The sequence below is a fragment of the Psychromonas sp. SP041 genome (assembly GCF_000470315.2).
Taxonomy (GTDB): domain Bacteria; phylum Pseudomonadota; class Gammaproteobacteria; order Enterobacterales; family Psychromonadaceae; genus Psychromonas.
In genome coordinates, this window is sequence record NZ_CBRF02000021.1 from 17,531 (window position 1) to 39,998 (window position 22,468).

The following is a 22,468-nucleotide window of genomic DNA, read 5'->3' on the forward strand; positions in this document are numbered from 1 at the left end:
CTTAGTAGAAGCAAACGCTATTTTGGTATGACGACTACAAGGGATTGTAGTGACTAATCTCATATTAGAATTAATACAGATCATAATTTGGCGCAGAAAATAGCATAATTAAGCGTAAATTAATTCAGTAATTGATATTTTTTAAGATTAAAGGTGAAAGTGTTAGAAATATTACTTGGTTTGTTTATTTTTCCGAATTTTTAAGCGTAAAAATTTTAATCCTTAAGCTGTATTTAAATATATATACAAATTACGTTATGATACCGCCATTAAACTCATCAATTAGAGCAAAATATGTCCTCATCTCCTTATGTATTACCCCAGATTGACCCGATTGCTATTAGCCTCGGTCCTATAGATATTCGCTGGTATGGATTAATGTACCTTATTGGTTTTGCTTGTGCATTCTGGATGGCAAATCGTGCCTGTGATAAATCCAATGGTGTTTGGACTCGTGAACAAGCAAGTGATCTTTTATTTGCTGGCTTTATGGGCGTTATTTTAGGTGGACGTATCGGCTACGTATTCTTTTATCAATTTCCAACCTTCATTGATAATCCAATGTACTTATTTAGAATATGGGAAGGCGGAATGTCATTCCATGGCGGTGTATTAGGGGTGCTGACGGCTATTATTATTTATGCAAAACGTCACCAACGCTCTATCTTATCGGTCGGTGATTTTATTGTACCGTTATTACCGGTTGGTTTAGGTGCAGGACGTATTGGTAATTTTATTAACTCTGAACTATGGGGAAGAGTGACTGACTCTCCATTCGGTGTGATTTTCTACAATGCTGGTCCACTTCCTCGTCATCCATCACAACTTTATGAATTTGCTTTAGAAGGTGTGGTGTTATTTATTATCTTAATTTTATTTATCCGTAAACCTAAACCAGCCGGTTCAGTAGCAGGTTTATTCTTACTCGGTTACGGTACGTTCAGATTTATTATTGAGTTTGCTCGTGAGCCTGATGCTCAGTTAGGTTTACTGACATTTAATATGAGTATGGGACAAATTCTATCGTTGCCTATGATCATTATTGGCTCAGCTTTAATGTTTTATGCTTATAAAAAGAACCCAGTGCAAGTCGTACCTAATAAAGCAAAAAACAATAAAGGTAATAAATAATGAAACAGTATTTACAGCTATGCCAACGCATTATTGATGAAGGTACTTGGATTGAAAATGAGCGTACAGGTAAACGTTGCCTGACGGTTATCAATGCTGATTTAGAATACGATGTTGGTAATAATCAATTTCCGATGATCACAACACGTAAGAGCTTTTATAAATCAGCTATTGCTGAATTTTTAGGTTATATCCGTGGTTATGATAATGCAGCTGACTTCCGTGCTTTAGGGGCTAAAACATGGGATGCGAATGCTAATTTAAATGAAGTCTGGTTGAATAGTGCACACCGTAAGGGCGAAGATGACATGGGACGTGTTTACGGCGTTCAAGGTCGTTCTTGGATGAAGCCTGATGGCAGCACCTTGGATCAATTAAAGAAGATTGTTGATAACTTAAAAAACGGCATCGATGATCGCGCAGAAATACTGACTTTTTATAACCCAGGTGAATTTGAGTTAGGTTGCTTACGTCCTTGTATGCACACTCATACCTTTTCTTTATTAGGTGATACATTGCATCTGACCAGTTATCAACGGTCGTGTGATGTCCCGCTAGGGCTGAATTTTAACCAAGTTCAAGTGTTTGCTTTCTTGGCATTAATAGCACAGATAACTGGTAAAAAAGCAGGTAAGGCTTACCATAAAATTGTTAATGCTCATATTTATGAAGATCAATTAGAGCTTATGAAAGATGTACAGTTGAAACGGGAGCCTTTCGAATCACCACAATTAAAAATTAACCCTAAAATAACGTCATTAGAAGATTTAGAAACATGGGTGACAATGGATGATTTTGAAGTTGTTGGTTACCAATGTCATGATCCAATTAAGTACCCATTTTCAGTCTAAATTATTGATATAATAGATTGTTATTAACATGACCTGTTATCAACGCTGATTATTATTAAGATATTATTAATGCAAAAAGGCCATTAGCTTAATCCGCTGGTGGCCTTTTTATTTTGACGCAATTATAAACTGAATCCTACAGACACAATTAACAAGATTGCCATTGAATAATTGAAATACATCAATCGTTGTGGATTCGATAATATATCTCGACTTTTTTTACCCGCTAATGTCCAAGCACAAGCAGAGGGCACATTGACGACTGCAAAGACTGCAATAATCATCAGCACTGCTGTTATATAGTCAATATCCGCGCTATAAACTGTAATCGCAGAGAAAGCCATAGACCAAGCTTTAGGGTTGATCCATTGAAAGCTTGCTGCAGAAAGAAGAGACATCGGTTTAAATTGAGATTGCGCCTGATGGCTCATTTTACTCGTTGCTATTTTGTAAGCTAAATAGACTAAATAAACCAAACATACTATTTGTAACGTATTTTGTAGTACAGGGTATTGTAACAAGAATTGCATCAAGCCAAATCCTATCAACAATAACATTACGCTATAACCTGTAATGATTCCGAGCATATGTGGAATAGTGCGATAGAACCCCACATTAGCACCTGACGTCATTAACATAATATTGTTTGGCCCTGGTGAAAAGCTACTTACAATTGCAAAACTAAATAAGGCCAATAATTGTGTATATTCCATGTGCAGCACTCTTTTATGAATTTATGCTTGTATATTAAAGGGAATATCAGTAAATTTTGTGTCTATATTTGTTTGAAAATCATTAATTTCACAAGATAAGTTGGCTATGGATAGATTTGACGAAAGAATATTGCAAGAGCTGAAATTAAATGGACGTTTATCGAATGTTGAATTAGCAACTCGTATTGGGTTATCACCTTCTGCAACCTTAAGGCGAGTACAAGAGTTAGAGCACAATAAAACCATTGTCGGTTATAGAGCGCTATTAAACCCAGTAAAGCAGGGCATTGAGTTTATTGCGTATGTTGAAATTGGTTTATCTGATCACAGTAATGCCGCGCAAAAACACTTTGAGTTATCCATTGAAGGAGCGAAAGAAGTCGTCGAATGTCATAATATCACTGGTGCTAAAGAATACTTGTTGAGAGTAGAGACCACTAGCTTATCCGCCTATAAACAGTTTCATTCAGAGGTGTTAGGTTCTATTAAACAAGTGCAGTCTATATCTACATCGGTTGTGATGGATAGCCCCAAGGATTTAAGAGCTTGATTTCTATTTATTCAACATTGAGGGTTAAAAAATAGCTTATGTATTTAGTAAGCTAATTATTTCTGCTTTAATTAGTCTTCTGCTAAAGCATTAAATACTTGTTCTTTGGCGTCATACCAAGCTTTAGTTGCTTCTGGATCTTTCATTAATGCTTGAATTTTTTGCATCGCTTCAAGATGTCCTTCATCTTGCTGCATAAACATTTCCATTGCATGTAATTTACTTTGTTCTACTAATTCCTCAAATGTTTTAGCTTGGAAAGATTGCTCACAAGCTCCCCCTAATTGTTTGCATGACATTGTTTTCATTATGATCCCTTATACGATAATGGTCGCTAACCTTTAGTGGTTTCTATTTATTGATATAAAACTAATATTGATAAATAGCTGATTGATTCTACTGGCTAAAACAATTCATTTTTTCAGTATAAACTTCATAAATAGAATAACTATTCATATTAATTTATACCTGAGATTGAATTGTTTTTTGCATGAAATTTAGAGCGTATGATTAATATAATCAGTATAGCTCAATGTGAGTATTTTCTGTGTGATTAAATATTATACTATAACCGACCGCTCTACAAAAACTATCATTGGCGCAGCTTCTTTTTTGTGCCTAATATGATTGGGTATTAGTTCACATATAATACAAAAGAACACTATTATTTCCCTATGTAAATCACAGAAGATAAAGAGGCATGGTTGATCGTATATCAAACCCACTTTATTTGTATTACTATTAATTCAATATAATAAAGATAAGGGTCCTTATGCAGAATGCATTTGTAGAAATAGCTGGAGTAAAACGTAGCTTACATGTGCAAGTTGCACGTGAAATTGCTCGTAAAATACTTTCAGGAGAAGTTGCTCAAAATGAGATAATTCCTGGTGAAATGACACTGTGTGAGCAATTTAAAGTCAGCAGAACCTCATTAAGAGAAGCGATTAAATTGCTCACATCAAAAGGGTTGTTAGAGTCAAAACCAAAGGTTGGAACACGTGTTACTGACCGAGAAAATTGGAATTTTTTAGATTCTCAATTATTAGATTGGTTAATTGATATTGGAGATAACAATGCTGTTTATCGAGACTTCCTCTCTTTACGTAATGCATTAGAGCCAGAAGCCGCTGCACTTGCTGCAGAAAATGCTACCGCGCAACAACGTATTTTGTTGTCCGCTACTTTTCAGCGAATGGATGATATCTCTAAGGATTTTGAGCTTGAAAGCTGGACTGAAGCTGATATGGAATTTCACCGTTTGATTTTTTTATCTACCGGTAACAGTTTTTATTTACCTTTTGCTAATGTCTTGTGCACGATGTTTAAAAGCTTTATTACACATTCATCGGTTAGAGGCAGTACTTGTATTAATGAACATAGAGCGATTTACTCTGCGATTATGGCAGGTGATTCATCGAAAGCACGACAAGCAAATATTGACTTGTTAAGTAAGAGTAAGCGCCGTTTACCAGGTAGTAGTTAATAATAATGAATGACTACTAAGCTACGTTAAATGGTTAGAAAATAGTGGTATTAATGATGAATAAACGTGCTCAAGCCATTAGGCTTTAATCTTATATTTATATTCAAACTAACAGTCAATTTCTAATATTTTTTATCTTTTTATATATGAAAAGTACTGCTAGTGTTTATTGTATTACAAAATTGCTAAACCTATTATATTGTTGCGCTTAACCTTAACTTAAATAATGTTTATGTGTCTCTTTTAGCGCTGCATAAGTAAGCTGTGAATAAGGTTAGTGTACTATCAGATCTTAGAAAACTAAGCGCTTGTTATTGAGCCTGTTAGATTCAGTTGATCACTCTCCACACTAAAGTAATATGCTCGCCATCCTCTAATAATCGAGCATGGCTTTTTGCATTAAATGGCTATATTTTTAAAGGATTATTTATGCCTCAAACATTAATTCCCAATATTCACGACTTCCTATCTAAAATCGATCCTTTTGATAAGTTACCTAAAGATCTACAACGCAAAATAGCCTGCTGCATTAAAATTTCTTATTTAGCGAAAGGTGAGCAAGTTCATTTTGGTGGAGAGCATGAATTACGTTATTTATATGTGATTCGCACTGGTTCGATGGAACAACGTAAACATAACGGTATGTTACGTGCGAAATTAGGCGCAGAAGATTTATTCGGCTTTACTTTCCTTGACGAGCATAAAGAATCCCAAGAAGACTACAGCGCAATTGCCATAGAAAACACCTTATTATATTTAGTTCCTCATTCAGACCTTTTGAATCTATTAGATGAATACCCAGACTTTGCTGAGCATTTTGCTAGTAATGTACAAGTACGTTTGCATTCTGCTTTAGATGTTGTGTGGTCAGACAGTGAAAAAGGGGTGTTTGTTAAAAAAGTCTCTGAAGTATCAAGTGATAAAATTGTTGTTGTTGATTCTAGTACACCAATAAGAAAAGTAGCTGAAGAGATAATGGCAGTTTGTTCTCCGACTGCTGTGATTACAGAAAATGGTAAAATCATTGGTTTAGTTACTGACCGAGATATGACTAAACGTGTGATCGTCGCTGGGCTGGATTATAACCGACCAGTTAAAGAAATAATGACGCCTAATCCATTAACTGTTGGACCTAATGACTTAGTATTAAAAGCATCATCTATTATGATGCAAAATAACGTGCGTAGTTTACCCGTTGTTGAAGGTAATAATGTTTTAGGTGTTTTAACAACAACACATTTGGTGCGTAACAATAGAATCCAAGCGGTCTTTTTAATTGAAAAAATTAAATACGCAAATACCGTTGCCGATCTCACTAAGTTAACCCCAGAGCGTCAAGCGATATTTGAAGCATTAGTAGAAGGGAAAGTGAGTGGTGACATTATTGGCCATGTAATGACCATGATAATGGATGCGTATAATCGTAAATTATTACAAATGGCTGAAGGGCACTTTGGTAAACCGCCTTGTGAGTTTGCTTGGATTGTAGCGGGATCTCATGCTCGAAATGAAGTGCATATGTTATCGGACCAAGATAATGCAATTATTTTAGCGGATACAGCCACTGCAGCAGATCGTATTTACTTCCAAGGGTTAGCAATGTGGGTGTGTAATTCATTAGATGCTTGTGCTTATCCATTATGTAGCGGTAAATTCATGGCTGTTAACCCTAAATGGTGTATGCCTTTAAAAGTGTGGAAAGCCTCTTACAGTAAATGGGTAGCAAATCCAGAGTATGAAAGTTTATTAAATGTAACGGTGTTTTTAGAAACACGTTGGTTATACGGTAATGAAAGCTTCAACAAAGAACTTCAAGCTCATCTATTTTCCAGTATTAAAGATTCACATGTGTTTTTATCTTCTATGGTACGAGATTCTGTGTCGGTCAATCCTCCATTAGGTATTTTTAACTCCCTTGTATTGGAAAAAAGTGGTGAGAATTCTAAAACACTGAATATTAAAAAGTTTGCTATTAATTTGTTAGTCGATTTAGCACGTATTTACGGTTTATCATCAGGTTCTGAAAAAGCTGAAACGATGGCGCGTTTCAATCATGCTCATGAAAATAATTTATTAAGTGAAGAGATGTTGAAAAATGTACAAGGGTCATTCCAGTTCCTAACACAAGTACGCTTATCTCATCAGTTAAGTGCATTAAAAGAAGGGAAAGTGCCTGATAATAATATTATCCCAGATACTTTTGGTAGCTTTGAAAGAAAACATTTAAAAGACGCATTTAGAATTATTGCTGATCTACAGGAATATACAAAATTGAAGTTTGATCGTCAGTAATCAATTACTTTGAGCGAAAGAGAGAATTTATGCGTGCCATTTTAAATCATTTCCATCCATTAAATAAATTAAAGCGTGAACGTGAGCGGTATTTAGCTAGCCATGAAGTACCTGATAATATTAAAGCACTATTATCAGCTCCTTTACCAAGCTTAGACGATGATATTTTTTCACTCGATTATCTATCGGTGGATTTTGAAACCTCTGGTTTTGATCCTAAAAACGACTCATTATTAAGTGTGGGCTATCTACCTTTAATAAAACAACAGTTATTACTCAGTGAAGCGGTAGAGACACTGATTCAATCAGCTGAAAATATCAAAGCTGAAACAGCTGTTATTAATCATATTGTCCCAGAAATGCTTGAACAAGGTAAACCATGGGCAGAAGTGATGGATACATTTTTAGCCGAGTCGGTGGGCAAAGTACTTATTGTGCACGGCAGTGTGGTTGAGAAACGTTTTTTAAACCATTACATTGCGAAACAATATAAATTACCTCCACTTCCTTTATTGTGGGCCGATACTTTGCAAATGGAGAAGTCATTACATATGTACAAAGATGACTCTGCAACAGATGACTTTCGTTTAGGATCTATTAGAGCACGCCATAATCTACCTGAATACTCTGCTCACGGTGCTTTGGTTGACTCTTTAGCGGCAGGCGAGCTTTATTTAGCGTTACTCAAAATTCATTTTGAAGGAACAGATTCAAGCGTACGCCACATGAAGTTTGATTATACAAGAGCACTATAAACACAATGCTTATGATAGCTTGATTATTTTTCCTAAAAAGCCCCTCAATAGTTAAATTACTAATTATTGAGGGGCTTTTTGACTTCCGCACATATAACTTTGTATCTAAATTTAGCAGTTACAATCAGTGATCTTATAAGTAATACAAATAAAAAATTTAGTATAAAAGCTAAGTGTTTAACGAATATTTATAATATATATTTTATCTTATAATTCACATTAAATTGTTATCTTTAAATTCAGTTTGTAAGTTATATTTATTTGACTTTAAAGAGGGAGGAGGAGAGTAGAAAGTAGGTGTCAGAGGCAGATCGCGAGGTGTTATTATCAGCATTAACAATAAGAAATATTTTATATGGGTCGTTTTACTAAATACATTTTAATGTGGATTATATACCCATTACCAATCAAGATGCATTATTCAGTCGTTAGCTAGAACACCAATACAAGACGTAACATGATGACAATAGCGAGCCCTTATCGAACGTTACATGACCTGCAAGGCAACTACCTTGGTCGTTTACCAATGGAATTAAATAAGTGATCAGAAATTGCGCAGTAAAAATTAACACTAATAAGGCGTGAGTTGTAGAAGGTAGTTGTTCTCACTTCAAAACTCAGAGCGCAGTTAGGGGGATTTAACCAGCAAGAATGATCATCTTATTAATTCTTTTCGTATTAATAAAGCCTCGATTTAACCCGTTAGATCTTTACCTTTATACTTAGAATCTGTTTACCTTACTACTTGCTGATTTTTTACATCTTGAATGGTAACGGGTATAGATACAAAAAAAGCCACTTAGTTTCCTAAGCGGCTTTTATGATTAGACTCAATTAATCATTTTAAGGTTTAGAATTTATATTTAATACCTGCGCGGTAACGTGCTTGTCTTGAACTTGAGCTTGAGCTTTCATCTACAGTCCAGATCTCTGCAAATGGACGCCAGTCACCAAATTGGTAGCCGACAACGATACCTGCATCATATTCCCAATCTTTGTTATTAAATTGTCTTACTTTATCCCATGATTTTATGTAGTTTGCTTCATAACTTAGTTTAAGGTTAGGAAGGGAATCAATTTTATAAGCACCTGTTAATGTTACTTTAGATTTAGTTGGTCGATTTACTTTATTACCTGTTTCAACATTGGTATCGCCATCAGTTGGATCTGAGTAGTTTGCAAATTCATGACGGTAACGTAATGCAGTTATTAACCCAAAGTCTGATTTATAAACAACACGAAGTTGAGGTTTGTAGGTGATTTTACGATCAGTGAGCGCAATCGGCATACCTGGTTTGATTTGCCATTTACCTATTTTGTACGTTAAGCCTAAATCTAATTCTGTTTCTGTAAGTGTTATTTCACTAAGTGTTTTTGTTCTATCCGTACTTTCAAACTTCATTTCCATGCCAAGGTTGACTTTCAAATTATCAACGCTTTCTATGTTGTAGCCTGTACCTAATTTAACTCGGCTTTTTTCTCTATGATCATTCGCTCTCCACTCATGACGGAAGTCAATTTGTGCAGCAGAAGCAGCACTTGCTAATACGGTTGTTGCAACAGCAAAAATTAATTTATTTTGTAATTTCATTTTTATCATCCAATTTGATTTTAATTTTATATTTTGGTTTTGTTGCTGCATATATTAGGGTGTTGTGTTTACTTTTAAACAATCAATCTTCCCTATGAAAGCATTAAAACCGAAAGACTTTTTATGCCACACCTGATTTGTATTGGCATTTCATAATACAAATAGAATACATAATTATTGCGGTTTTGTTCTGTGAGTTCGCTCTAATTTTTTTGTGTCAAAATTTAACAAGTTAATCCTTACATTATTTTATCTTTTATTATCAATGCTTTATGTGTGTCTTGTTGTTTTGTTTAACTAAATTATTAGTTCGTATAGAGAGCTAGGTAACATATTTGTTCTTTTTGTGACTTTATTTTTCAGTACTTTGTTGTTTTTCTATTTACTCTGTGGCAAACGCATTCAGGTGTGTGTTCTATAAATTTAACATTTCATAAGCCATTACTTTATATAGAGCCTTTCAGTGAGATATGTTATTAACGAAGATCTTAAGTAAGTTGGTATTAATCTAATCAATAAAAGCATCTTATCTATTGTTTTTATTGATGATAATAGTGTTTATTTACTTCAAATTTTATCTGTTTATTGTTTTGTTTTATCTAATTTCTATTGATTCTTTGATACTTATCACTTCTTGTTAATGACGTAGCATTAATCAGTTAAATCTGATCTAGATTAAGTTCTTTGTCATCACTATCCATTAAATATGATTTCAATCACATACTTTTATTATTGTAATACAATTAATCCTCTCTCTGAGATATGGTCGTGCCAATCTTAATAACACAAAGGGTCTTGATATGGATTTTAATATATTAGTGGTAGGGGTTTATTTCTTATTCCTTATTGCCATCGGTTGGATGTTTAGAACATTCACCACAAATACAAGTGATTACTTTCGTGGGGGCGGTAACATGCTCTGGTGGATGGTAGGTTCAACTGCCTTCATGACCCAATTTAGTGCGTGGACATTTACTGGTGCTGCTGGTAAAGCTTATAACGATGGTTTTACTGTTGCGATTATCTTTATTGCTAACGCATTCGGTTACTTGATGAACTTCTTGTACTTCGCTCCTAAATTCCGCCAACTACGTGTTGTAACGGTAATTCAAGCGGTACGCCAACGTTTTGGTAGTAAAAACGAACAAGTATTTACTTGGACGGGTATGCCAAACAGTGTTATCAACGCAGGTATCTGGTTGAATGGTCTTGCTATCATTGCTTCTGGTATCTTCGGTGTTGATATTGAAACGACTATTTGGGCAACAGGTATTGTTGTACTAATTATGTCGGTAACTGGTGGCTCATGGGCGGTAATCGCATCTGACTTTATGCAGATGGTTATTATTATGTCTGTAACGATTACTTGTGCGATTGTAGCGCTTAACCAAGGTGGTGGTATTTCAAACATCATTGAAGGTTTTGAGCAAACAAGAGAAGTTACTTTCCTTGTTGGTACACAAATTAACTACTTCAGCATCTTCGCTTTATGGTCATTCTTCATCTTTGTTAAGCAATTCAGTATTACTAATAACATGCTTAACTCTTACCGTTACCTTGCGGCAAAAGATTCAAAAAATGCACGTAAAGCTGCGTTACTAGCTTGTATCTTAATGACAATTGGTCCAATCATTTGGTTCCTACCAAGTTGGTTCTTAGCATCTACTGGTGTTGATTTAACAGCTATGTACCCTGAAGCTGGTAAAAAAGCAGCAGATTATGCTTACCTTTACTTCGTAGATGAATACATGCCTGTAGGTATGGTTGGTTTACTTATCTCTGCAATGTTTGCGGCGACTATGTCTTCAATGGATTCTGGTCTAAACCGTAACTCAGGTATCTTTGTTAAAAACTTCTACCAAGTTGTTTTACGTCCAAAGGCAACTGAAAAAGAGTTAGTAACTTGTTCTAAAATTACGTCAACGGTATTTGGTATTATCATTATTTTAGTGGCGTTATTTATTAACTCATTAAAAGGTCTGAGCTTATTTGATACAATGATGTACGTAGGTGCGTTAATCAGCTTCCCTATGACTGTTCCAGCGTTCTGTGGATTCTTTATCCGTAAAACACCGGATTGGGCTGCTTGGGCAACATTGATTGTTGGTGCTGGTGTATCTTACTACGTCGGTTTAGTTATCTCTGCCGCAGATATTCAAAACTGGTTCAACTTAGATACAGCGTTAACTGGTCGTGAATGGAAAGACCTTAAAGTAGGTCTTGGTCTACTAGGTCATATCGTTATTACTGGTGGTTTCTTCTGTAGTACTATGTTGTTCTACAAAAAACTATCACCTGAACGTGAAAAAGATGTTGATACTTTCTTCAACAACTTAGCGACTCCTCTACACAACGAGTCTAACGCTCAACAACGTCTTGATAACAAACAACGTAAAATGCTTGGCCTATTAATTAGCTTCGCTGGTGTTGGTATTATGACAATGTTCTTCTTACCAAACCCATTCATGCAAAGTTTAATCTTTGTATTATGTGGCGGTATTGTACTAGCTATCGGTTTACTGTTAGTTAATGCGGTTGATAGCAATGTAAGTGATGACGACGACGATGAAGATAAAGATAGATTACCTGAAACAAATTAATCTCTCTTTACTCTGATTAACATCAGTTCATAAAAACGGTTAGTTTATCTAACCGTTTTTTTTTGCTTTTTATTTATCATCAAGCCTATAACTATCCCTATAAATAGGCGTTCTCTATCTTGGTGTATCAACCACAGGCTTTATTTGATGGTTATACCAAAAGAATTAATAAGGTGATCATTCTTGCTGGTTAAAATTACTCCTAACTGCGTTCTGAGTTTTGAAGTGAGAACAACTATCTTCTACAACTCACGCCTTATTAGTGTTAATTTTTCCTGCGCAATTTCTGATCACTTATTTAATTCCATTGGTATTATTAATGAATGAGGCATTATTAAATTTAAGGTGAGCAATAGAAAGGTAAGTGCTGCTAATACAATCGCTGGAAGCTTTTCTGTTTATAGTTAGACTGACTCATTACACCTTGCTTACAATCACATAACCGTTCTCTGCCATTGGTTTTATACCTTATTGACACTAGATAGGGTTATTGTGTGATCGGCTATCTAGGCCCTTTCATTGAGGCTATATTATTTTATCCTCGTTCGCTTAAACTACCGTCATTATTAGTTTTATAATAAAACGCTTCCCTTTGAAAGAATATAAACTCGTAGTGCCACTCGTTGCATTAATTCTAACTATAGCCGTAAGCTGTAACCCTTAATCGTCTTATAAGTTTGAGTAGAATTCATTACTCCATAATTAGCCTTATGTATTATCTATGGTTTTTAAAATCGAATGGAATTTGAGGGTTATTTGAAGTATTTATAGTGTTTTTTCATCATATATACCGGTCTCCATTCAAGGTGCAAAAATCCGTAAATTGTGACGCAAACAAATTCTAGGCATAAAGGTAAAGATCTAACGGGTTAAATCGATACTTTATAGCAACGAAGGTGGTTGTCTCACGACTTCTCCTGCGTATCGTCAATTCAGCAAACCAATACTGCGTTGTAACATTCGATAAGGACTCGTTATTGTCGTCATGTTACGCCTTGTATTGGTATCCGAGTTAACGATTGAATAATACATCTGGATTGGTAACGGGTATAGGCTGTTTGAATACAGAAAAGGGTAGTAACAATAAGGAGGTTTTAGTGTGATGAAGTCTCAACTGTTAGGTCAGTGGTTATGACTTAGAGTGTTTTTTTATGGGGAACTTATTGTATAAAAAAGCCAATTATTAATTGCTTAATAATTGGCTAAATAAGTAAATTTAACAAGATGTTTAAAAAAGTTAATGCTTAGATCTTTTGTTAATGTGTTTTACTTAAAGAATAGAAGGTTACCTGTACATAATCAGAAGTATCGCCTGAGTTATTTTGGTTATAAGCTCCTGCTTTAAAATACATATAGTCTTCGAGTGTTTCCCCGTCTTTTACATAGTATCCATCATAACCACTGTTTTCCATATTGACAGTTTGAGTGACAGTGTCTTTATCATCTCGCATAATGCTAACGTTCAGAGTATTGCCAACAACATCAATTTCAAAACTGAATTTTTCGTCCAGTTCAATACCATCTTCAGGCTCACTTGCACTATTACTTCTTGAACCAATCATGTTGTACCACTGTTCACTGTTACCATTACTTGGTTCATGGGCAATGTAAATGGACCCTTTAGTGTGACCATCTAATAAACGGTAATATAGGCGAACAGGCTCATCACTTGCTGCATGTATTTGACCAATAATGACGCGGCCTTGGTGAGAACTATTGCCTGTACTTGTTACATGATTAACGGCTAATGTTGCGACCATATTACCATCTACACCACCTGCATCATCTTGTTGATCTTCTGGTGCATTACTGAATACCCAGTTGTTTTCATTAACGCCTTGAGTATTAATGCGAGTATTTTCACCTCGCAACATCTCACGGAATTCTGTTCGAGAGTATGAAGTGCCTGAAGATGTGCGGGCTCCTCCGATATAATTTCTAAAAACCATACCGCCATCGGTTGTATCAGTCCAAAAGTAGTTTTCTAACTCATAACCATCATTTAATTCTTCTACTGTGATTGTCGTTGCTTTTGCATAACCGTCACCTTCACCATTATCAATCGGCACACTTAAGTTCCATGTCGAAAGATCGAAGTTATCTGACGGTGGAAGGTCTGGGTCTAGTGCATTCATGTCTAGTGATGTTGTTTCATCATTATAATCGCTTTCACTATAAGTGATTGTCTTAAACTGTACGACACTATTACCATTTGTATATTGGTTATAAACACCGGCTTTAAAATAGCTGTATAAATTTGCCCAGTAATCGATATTAATATTAACTTTATTGTCATCATCTACATTAATAATTAATGTTTCATTACCTACTATAATTTCAAAATTAGTGGGGCTATTTGCATCGTAATCACTCAAGTAATAGAAGTCATACGAGTCTGGGCAATTATCATTGTAGTTAGGATTACTTTCATTCTTACACTCGTCAGCATTTGTTTTAATGATGGCCCAATAAGCATTGCTATATGAATTACCAGTGACATCGTCAGTACGGTTTTCACCATCCCAGACAACACGTAATAAAGGATGTGATAAAACACTATTGTCAGTTACGCCTGCCGTACCCTTGTTATGTACCTGTAATAAAGTGATCTCTTCACCATCGGTACTATTGGCAACCGATGTAGATGGTGAAATAGGTAATATATCAGCAGTTAACGTATATTTTGTATCAGCCGAGTTAGTTAAAAAGTTTTCTGTGAAGCGAAGTTCAGTGCGATTACTATCACCTTCCATTTCAAAGGTTAACAAACCTGAATCCGTATCAATATAAAAGTATTCGCTGTCATAACCTTCATATTCTCCTGCATCAACAACATCAGATTTTGAGCAAGTATTATTAATGTCATCATCAGTACAATCAGATAGGTCTGTTTGTTGTAAATTTGCATTATCAAGTGCGTCCACATATTGGGAATAATCATAAGGTACGCCAGTATATTCAACGCTAGATTCCGAGTCTGTAGATCCAGTGTTAGTAGAGTTTGTATTTGTTGAACTTGAGTCAGAAGAGCTACCGCCTCCACCACCACAAGCGCTGAGTAATAATGTTAATAAAAGAGTGCTTGTTAATTTATATTTCACAGTAAAAATTCCATTTAATAAAGGTTAATGAGCGCTGTTTCAGGTTAGCGTTGTCTCTCTATTTTGAGCGGTTAATCGTATTCAGATTCAATTATAATACAAATAAAAAATGGGCAAATTATAATGTTTTAAAAGTGATAAGTTGGCAGTCAATATTGATGTAAAGATGATTAATGCTAGAGATATGTTTTTGTTGATTAAGTGGAAATATATTATATGGACTTAATACTTTGAGTTGGTATAAAAGGTAGTTTTAGAAACTGATTATACTAATTACATTAAATAAGTTATCTAAATTTTGCGCAGGAAAAATGACTTAGTTTAAGGCATAAATTGAGTTAAATGATGTTCTCTTTACGAAGTTTACAATGAAGAAATAAGTTATTTTAACAAATAAAATAGATAGGTTAATTGTTGTGATTGATGCTGGATGACGACAATTTTTTTAAAATGTGATGTTCTTAATGATATTCATTGAATATAAACAAAAAAATATCGTTCATTTTCATGAACGATATTTTTAATATTTATCAAGTTTGACCTGAAATAATTATGACTTCATTTTCAACCGTCTAACTACTAAAAATTTAATAGCTCAGAGGTTGCTTCAGAAGAACTAGTATTGTAAGGAGGTACTAATGAGTCGCCTTCAACATCATCATTAAAGTCATCACTGTAGACTTCTGCTGTTTGGTCTAAAATAACAATATCATCTACGTTTAGCTCAAATGTAGATACATCGTCATTACCGCCCAATCTAAATGCAACCGTTTGCACTGTTGTTGGATCTCGACTTTCAAAAGATTCTGAGAAAGTAGCTCCGCCATCTATCGATAGTGAATAAGTCGTTTCATCCCATGCAACTACAACATCAATCGCATCACCAGGTGTGTAAGTTAAGCCTTCAATAGTTTGTTGAGAGCCTGAGCTATCACGGTATCTAATTCTACCATCACTGATGATGATAATTTCTCCGTGTGTGCCTGTTGATGAATTTGCTGAAGAATAAAGTGTTATGAATGCTGAGTTGGTTAAGTTATCACCAGCTGCATTTTCAACTTGAATCGTATCGGCATCTTCTTGTAATTGAATTGTTGCACTTACTTGGCCTTCTAGAATACTACTTACGGATGCTTGATCTTCAAGTACAATTCTTAATTCGCCAGTATCACCAACAGTGGTATCTAGTATATGTGCGCCTAGATTTACGCCCGTTTCATCAACGACTTCTTCTTCTACTACGTCATCTTCAGTAGCTTCGCCACCAAAGTTCAATAGTTCAGAAGTTGCTTCAGAAGAGCTAGTATTGTAAGGAGGTATTAATGAGTCACCTTCAATATCATCATTAAAATCATCACTGTATACTTCTGCTGTTTGATTTAAAATAACAATATCATCTACGTTTAATTCAAATGTAGATACATCGTCATTACCACCCAATCTAAATGCAACCGTTTGCACTGTTGTTGGATCTCTACTTTCAAAAGATTCTGAGAAAGTAGCTCCGCCATCTATCGATAGTGAATAAGTCGTTTCATCCCATGCAACTACAACATCAATCGCATCACCTGGAGTGTAAGTTAAGCCTTCAATAGTTTGTTGAGAGCCAGAGCTATCACGGTATCTAATTCTACCGTCACTGATGATAATAATTTCGCCGTGTGTACCTGTTGATGAATTTGCTGAAGAATAAAGTGTTATGAACGCTGAGTTGGTTAAGTTATCACCAGCTGCATTCTCAACTTGAGTCGTATCAGCATCTGCTTGTAATTGAATCGTTGCACTTACTTGGCCTTCTAGAATACTACTTACGGATGCTTGATCTTCAAGTACAATTCTTAATTCACCGGTATCACCAACAGTGGTATCTAATATGCGAGCCCCTAGATTTACGCCCGTTTCATCTACGACGACTTCTTCTGCGTCATCTTCAGTAACTTCGCCACCAAAGTTTAATAGCTCAGAAGTTGCTTCAGAAGAACTAGTATTGTAAGGAGGTACTAATGAGTCACCTTCAACATCATCATTAAAGTCATCACTGTAGACTTCTGCTGTTTGGTCTAAAATAACAATATCATCTACGTTTAGCTCAAATGTAGATACATCGTCATTACCACCCAATCTAAATGCAACTGTTTGCACTGTTGTTGGATCTCTACTTTCAAAAGATTCTGAGAAAGTAGCTCCGCCATCTATCGATAGTGAATAAGTCGTTTCATCCCATGCAACTACAACATCAATCGCATCACCTGGAGTGTAAGTTAAGCCTTCAATAGTTTGTTGAGAGCCAGAGCTATCACGGTATCTAATTCTACCGTCACTAATGATAATAATTTCGCCGTGTGTACCTGTTGATGAATTTGCTGAAGAATAAAGTGTTATGAACGCTGAGTTGGTTAAGTTATCACCAGCTGCATTCTCAACTTGAGTCGTATCGGCATCTGCTTGTAATTGAATCGTTGCACTTACTTGGCCTTCTAGAATACTACTTACGGATGCTTGATCTTCAAGTACAATTCTTAATTCACCAGTATCACCAACAGTAGTATCTAGTATACGCGCACCTAAATTTGAAGTTGTTTCTGTTTCTGTTCCTGTGCCAGGATCAGTTTCTACAACTGGGTCTGGAGTTGGTTCTTGGAACTCTAAATCACTACCACAACCAAATACTAAACTTGTGCTTAGTATTGCAGCTGCTATTTTAGTTAATTTCATTTTTTGTCCCTTCTTAGCCTTGCGCATGTATTTCTCCTTAATGAATTATTTTTTGTATTTGCTAGATGATTGTTAAGGAATAGCTAAAAAGGGTCAAACCCGACGACGCCATAAAATGATCTTGCTCTCATTAGTCTTTTTATATGTATCATAAAGTAGATCTAGTCATCATTTTTTAGAGTGTTTTGAAATTTATTTGTATGTTTATTTAATGATTTTTGACACATTAAATCCATTTTATCTTTTTGAACTATATTGGTTTTTATTTTTCAAAAGTAGTTCTTATAATTAAAATCTTATTTAAGTTTTTATTTATCAGTGCTTTATGGTTTTTTTTGTTTTTTATTATTAAGGGGTGTTTAGCTTTAAGATGTAAATGCTAATATTTCAATAATGTAATAGTATTTATAGTTTTGTATGAATAATGAATTTGGATGACTATCTACTTGAAGGTATAAGTTTTTAATACAGATCAGTCACTTATAATTAATTCTTATTATGACTTTTACCGTTAAAAGTGAACTTAAACTTGCTCATTTTATAGAGTCGACTTGTTAATTATAAATTGATTTTTTAAAGCAAAGCCACGCTTGGGAACTTTACTATCTGGATTAAATTACTCAAATTAAGTGACGACACTTTGAAGCAAGAAGTAAGGGCATTTCAATATAGCTATGCCCGTTACCATTCAAGATACAAAATTCAGCAAGCGGCAAGGTGAACAAACGCTAAGTAAAAAGAGGAAGATCTAACGGGTATATAAGGAAAAGTATCATTTCTAAGGAAACTGAAAAGTGGAAGTTAAAAGGCTGGGTTAAATGATGAAAGTGAAAAAGTAACGCATTAGAGCCACATAAAGCCCATTTGCGTTACTTTCTGAATACGGTAACTACAAAGAATTACAATAATAAGTGGTTATCGCATAGTAACAAACTCTTCAGAACCCGTCGGATGTATTGCTACAACACTATCAAAGTCTGCTTTAGTTGCGCCCATCTTCATTGCAATACTAAAGCCTTGGATCATTTCATCAACAGCAAAACCAATACCGTGTAAACCAACAACAACTTCATTCTCACCAGCACAAACTAGTTTCATTTTACAAGGTTGGCGGTGTTTAGTGATAGCGGTGTACATTGCAGTAAAACCTGATTGATATACTTTTACGCTCTTCTCACCGTACTGCTCAATGGCTTCTTGTTCTGTTAAGCCGATAGTGCCGATAGGCGGGTGACTAAATACAACCGTTGGAATTAAATCATAATCCATTTTTGCATCTGGTTTGTTATTGAATAAACGTTCAGAAAGTTGACGTCCTGCTTTAACGGCAACAGGTGTCAATTCAACACCGCCTTCCATAATGTCACCAACACAATAAATACCCGGAATGTTTGTTTCTTGGTATTCATCTACTTTGATATAACCTGCTGAATTTGTTTCAACACCCGTTGCAGCTAGATTAATAGAGTCTGTTGCAGGGTGACGGCCTATTGCCCAAATTAAAGTATCAACATTTTGGCTTTGTCCGTTTTCAAGATGCAGGGTAATACTACCATCTGCTTCTTTAGTTACTTCTTTAGGTGTTGAGTGAGTATGTAGAGTAGGGCCTTCTGCAGCCATTACTTCAACTAAAGTGTCTACTATTAATGGATCAAAACTACGTAATGGTGATTCCTTACGCACGAACAGGTGTGTTTCTGTTCCTAATGCGCTTAATACGCCTGCAATTTCAACGGCGATATAACCCGCACCAACAATCGCGACACGCTTAGGTTGTTCAACAATGTCGAAGAAACCATTGGAATCAATACCTAGCTCTGCGCCTGGTACGTTAGGGATAGTAGGGCGCCCACCTGTTGCAATAGTGATATGTTGAGCTGTGATCTGCTTACCATTCACTTCTATTGTATTTTTATCAACAAAAGTGGCAAAACCTTTAATCACTTCAACGTTATTATTACCTAGAACACGATCGTAAGATTCATGGATACGTCCGATATAAGTTTGGCGGTTTTCAACCATTTTCGCCCAGTTAAATCCTTTAACATCTAAATCAAAGCCATAATCTTCAGCATAAAGATTAATAGCTTCAGCAACTTGTGCACCATGCCACATCACTTTTTTAGGAACACAACCAACATTTACACAGGTACCACCTAGATCTTTAGCTTCAATTATCGCTACTTTTGCACCGTACATTGACGCTCGATTAGCTGAAGCAATGCCGCCACTTCCGCCACCGATACAAATGTAATCAAAATCGAATTGTTTGTTGCTCATGGTGCACCTCATTTTTCTAGTGTTGTATGTTAGGTAGTAAGACTGGTTTAATTATTTTTATGAAGAGTAAGTTACAGCATTGCAGTAAAAAACTATAGAGTTTGTAATTAATTTTGTGTTTTATGGGGACAAATTTTTTATATGTTAAATGTGTATTTTCAGTATTCGTGATTAAATTGAGTTTGACTTAAAAGCTAAATTACCACGAAGAAAAGATAATAATGAAAAAGCTATTTTATGGTTTTTAGCTTTTGACCTTAACTTCTTTATCCTTCGTCTCTTCGTGGTTAAATTGTTTTTGACTTAAAAACCAAATTACCACGAAGCGCTACGCTTCACGAAGGACACGAAGAAAAGCTAATGATTAATAAGAAGTTTTTTATATTTTTAGCCATTATCTTTAACTTTTTTACCCTTCGTTTCTTCGTGGTTAAATTGCTTTTGATTTAAAAACCAAACGACCACGAAGTGCTACGCTTCACGAAGGACACGAAGAAAAGCTAATGATTAAGAATAAGTTCTTTTATATTTTTAGCCATTGTCTTTAATTTCTTTGCCCTTCGTGGCTTCGTGGCTTCGAGGTTAAATTGTTTTTGACTTAAAAACCAAATTACCACGAAGCGCTACGCTTCACGAAGGACACGAAGAAAAGCTAATGATTAATAAGAAGTTTTTTATATTTTTAGCCGTTGCCTTTAACTTTTTTATCCTTCGTGGCTTCGTGGTTAAATTGCTTTTGACCTTAACTTCTTTACCCTTCGTACCTTCGTGGTCAAACGGTTTTGATTTACACGCTAAGCGTTAGTAACTGTTTGATAAGCCCATGTTAACCATGGCATTAGGGCTTCTAAATCGCTTTTTTCTACCGTACTACCACACCAAATACGTAAACCACTTGGTGCGTCTTTATAGGCTGCAATATCAAAAGCGACTTCTTTGTCTGTTAGTAATTTGATGAATTGCTTTAATTGATCGTTTGATAAGTTAACTGATAGGCAAACACTTGTATTAGAACGACTACTTTCTTTTTCTGCTAAAAAGTTAATCCATTCATTATTGTCTACAAATGATGATAGCACTGCTAAGTTATCTTGCGATTTTTTAATACTTGCAGCAACACCACCGATAGATTTGACCCAATTTAATGCATCTTGATAATCTGCAACACATAACATAGAAGGGGTGTTGATCGTCGCGCCAGTAAAGATACCGTCAATTAACTTTCCGCCTGCCGTTAATCTGAATATTTTAGGTAATGGCCAACTCGGTGTGTAACTCTCTAAACGCTCAACAGCACGAGGACTTAATATAATCACACCGTGTCCACCTTCGCCGCCCAACACTTTTTGCCAGCTAAACGTAGTGACATCTAACTTTTCCCATGGCATTTCCATCGCAAACACAGCGGATGTCGCATCACAAATTGTTAAACCTTCACGGTTATCACTAATAAAGTCTGCATTCTCTACTTTTACACCAGAGGTCGTACCGTTCCAGGTAAAAATACAATCATTCTCTGGTTTTACTTGTGTTAAATCTGGTAGCTGACCGTAATCCGCTTTAATTTCATTTACGTTGGGTAGTTTTAATTGCTTAGTGATATCTGCATACCAACCTTGACCAAAAGATTCCCAATAACAAATATCAACAGCACGTGGACCTAACATTGACCACATGATCATTTCCATTGCACCCGTATCTGAAGCGGGAACAATACCAACACGATAACCTTCTGGTAAGCCTAATAACTCAGCCGTATCAGTGATCACTTGTTGCAATGCATTTTTACCAATATTAGAACGATGTGAGCGGCCTAAAGTACTTAAATCTAATTTGTTAATATCGTAACCGGGACGTTTAGCACAAGGGCCAGATGAGAAATTAGGTGTCGTTGGTTTAATCGTAGGTTGTGGGCTGCTCATTCGTTCAGGTCCTTTTAAAGAAACAATTGCATGATATTGATTAAAAACTAAGTGTATTACTAAGCTGATAATGGGGGAAGATAAAAAATAATTTTATTTAATGATGTTGTACAGCATCTTGGATTCAGATCATGCTTGAAAAACAAGCATAAACAACAAGACTTATTGTCATTTATAGTTGTTTTGAATCGTTTCTTCATTATCTTTTTTATCTTAATATTTAAGATAGCCCCTACAGAATCTAAGCACAGTCCATTAAGGTCATTATTTATATAAGATGATTATTAAATTTGTTTGTTTTACAAGCAGTCATTTAAGTTTGGAAAAAAACCGCTTTACTTTAAAATTGGCTTAGGTATTATCCGTTCGGTCTGCAGGGGTGTAGTTCCAACGGCAGAACGACGGATTCCAAATCCGTATGTTGGGAGTTCGAATCTCTCCACCCCTGCCACATTCAGATGAAACCCTAGCGAGAAATCGT

The 22,468-nt window shown here is 35.4% G+C and carries 14 protein-coding genes and 1 tRNA gene; 8 read left to right on the plus strand and 7 right to left on the minus strand.

Going from position 1 to position 22,468, the window contains the following annotated elements:
* The first annotated feature begins 294 nt into the window (after positions 1-294).
* Positions 295-1,131 (plus strand): prolipoprotein diacylglyceryl transferase, encoded by an 837-nt coding sequence (gene lgt, locus SP041_RS12510; protein WP_025564570.1) that lies wholly within the window; start codon positions 295-297, stop codon positions 1,129-1,131.
* A complete protein-coding gene (locus SP041_RS12515) occupies positions 1,131-1,982 on the plus strand; it encodes a thymidylate synthase (RefSeq protein ID WP_025564571.1) in 852 nt (283 codons plus the stop codon). The genes lgt and SP041_RS12515 overlap by 1 nt, the downstream gene beginning before the upstream one ends.
* 122 nt (positions 1,983-2,104) lie before the next feature.
* On the opposite strand, the gene SP041_RS12520 is transcribed toward SP041_RS12515, so the two are convergent.
* Entirely contained in the window at positions 2,105-2,695 is a 591-nt protein-coding gene (locus tag SP041_RS12520) for a LysE family translocator (protein ID WP_025564572.1), read from the minus strand.
* A gap of 106 nt (positions 2,696-2,801) precedes the next feature.
* Between SP041_RS12520 and SP041_RS12525 the strand changes: the two genes are divergently transcribed.
* Positions 2,802-3,245, plus strand: coding sequence for an Lrp/AsnC family transcriptional regulator (locus tag SP041_RS12525; RefSeq protein ID WP_025564573.1), 444 nt, complete (start codon positions 2,802-2,804; stop codon positions 3,243-3,245).
* Positions 3,246-3,316: 71 nt separating this feature from the next.
* Here SP041_RS12525 and SP041_RS12530 read toward each other — a convergent pair whose 3' ends face one another.
* Positions 3,317-3,553 (minus strand): DUF1059 domain-containing protein, encoded by a 237-nt coding sequence (locus SP041_RS12530; protein WP_025564574.1) that lies wholly within the window; start codon positions 3,551-3,553, stop codon positions 3,317-3,319.
* Positions 3,554-4,017: 464 nt separating this feature from the next.
* On the opposite strand from SP041_RS12530, the gene SP041_RS12535 reads away from it, so the two are divergent.
* The 3 genes from SP041_RS12535 to SP041_RS12545 all read left to right on the plus strand — a co-directional run bounded on the left by SP041_RS12535 (position 4,018) and on the right by SP041_RS12545 (position 7,778).
* Positions 4,018-4,731, plus strand: a complete 714-nt coding sequence (locus tag SP041_RS12535; protein ID WP_025564575.1) for a FadR/GntR family transcriptional regulator — start codon at positions 4,018-4,020, stop codon at positions 4,729-4,731.
* Positions 4,732-5,160: 429 nt separating this feature from the next.
* Positions 5,161-7,023 carry a putative nucleotidyltransferase substrate binding domain-containing protein gene (locus tag SP041_RS12540; RefSeq protein ID WP_025564576.1) on the plus strand — a complete coding sequence of 621 codons (1,863 nt, stop codon included), beginning with the start codon at positions 5,161-5,163 and terminating at the stop codon, positions 7,021-7,023.
* A gap of 29 nt (positions 7,024-7,052) precedes the next feature.
* Entirely contained in the window at positions 7,053-7,778 is a 726-nt protein-coding gene (locus tag SP041_RS12545) for a 3'-5' exonuclease (protein WP_025564577.1), read from the plus strand.
* Positions 7,779-8,628: 850 nt separating this feature from the next.
* Here the strand turns inward: SP041_RS12545 and SP041_RS12550 are convergent.
* A complete protein-coding gene (locus SP041_RS12550) occupies positions 8,629-9,369 on the minus strand; it encodes an oligogalacturonate-specific porin KdgM family protein (protein WP_025565833.1) in 741 nt (246 codons plus the stop codon).
* Positions 9,370-10,169: 800 nt separating this feature from the next.
* On the opposite strand from SP041_RS12550, the gene SP041_RS12555 reads away from it, so the two are divergent.
* Positions 10,170-11,969, plus strand: coding sequence for a transporter (locus SP041_RS12555; protein ID WP_025565832.1), 1,800 nt, complete (start codon positions 10,170-10,172; stop codon positions 11,967-11,969).
* Positions 11,970-13,225: 1,256 nt separating this feature from the next.
* Here the strand turns inward: SP041_RS12555 and SP041_RS12560 are convergent.
* The 4 genes from SP041_RS12560 to SP041_RS12575 form a co-directional block, all read right to left on the minus strand.
* Positions 13,226-15,070, minus strand: a complete 1,845-nt coding sequence (locus SP041_RS12560; protein WP_025564585.1) for a polysaccharide lyase family 7 protein — start codon at positions 15,068-15,070, stop codon at positions 13,226-13,228.
* A gap of 579 nt (positions 15,071-15,649) precedes the next feature.
* Positions 15,650-17,812 (minus strand): hypothetical protein, encoded by a 2,163-nt coding sequence (locus SP041_RS12565; protein ID WP_137297872.1) that lies wholly within the window; start codon positions 17,810-17,812, stop codon positions 15,650-15,652.
* 888 nt (positions 17,813-18,700) lie between these two features.
* Complete coding sequence (gorA, locus tag SP041_RS12570; protein ID WP_137297873.1) at positions 18,701-20,065, minus strand: glutathione-disulfide reductase; 1,365 nt, start codon at positions 20,063-20,065, stop codon at positions 18,701-18,703.
* Between the two features lie 794 nt (positions 20,066-20,859).
* Positions 20,860-21,987, minus strand: coding sequence for a phosphoserine transaminase (locus tag SP041_RS12575; RefSeq protein WP_025564614.1), 1,128 nt, complete (start codon positions 21,985-21,987; stop codon positions 20,860-20,862).
* Positions 21,988-22,362: 375 nt separating this feature from the next.
* Between SP041_RS12575 and SP041_RS12580 the strand changes: the two genes are divergently transcribed.
* A tRNA-Trp gene (locus SP041_RS12580) sits at positions 22,363-22,438 on the plus strand.
* The last annotated feature ends 30 nt before the right edge of the window (positions 22,439-22,468 follow it).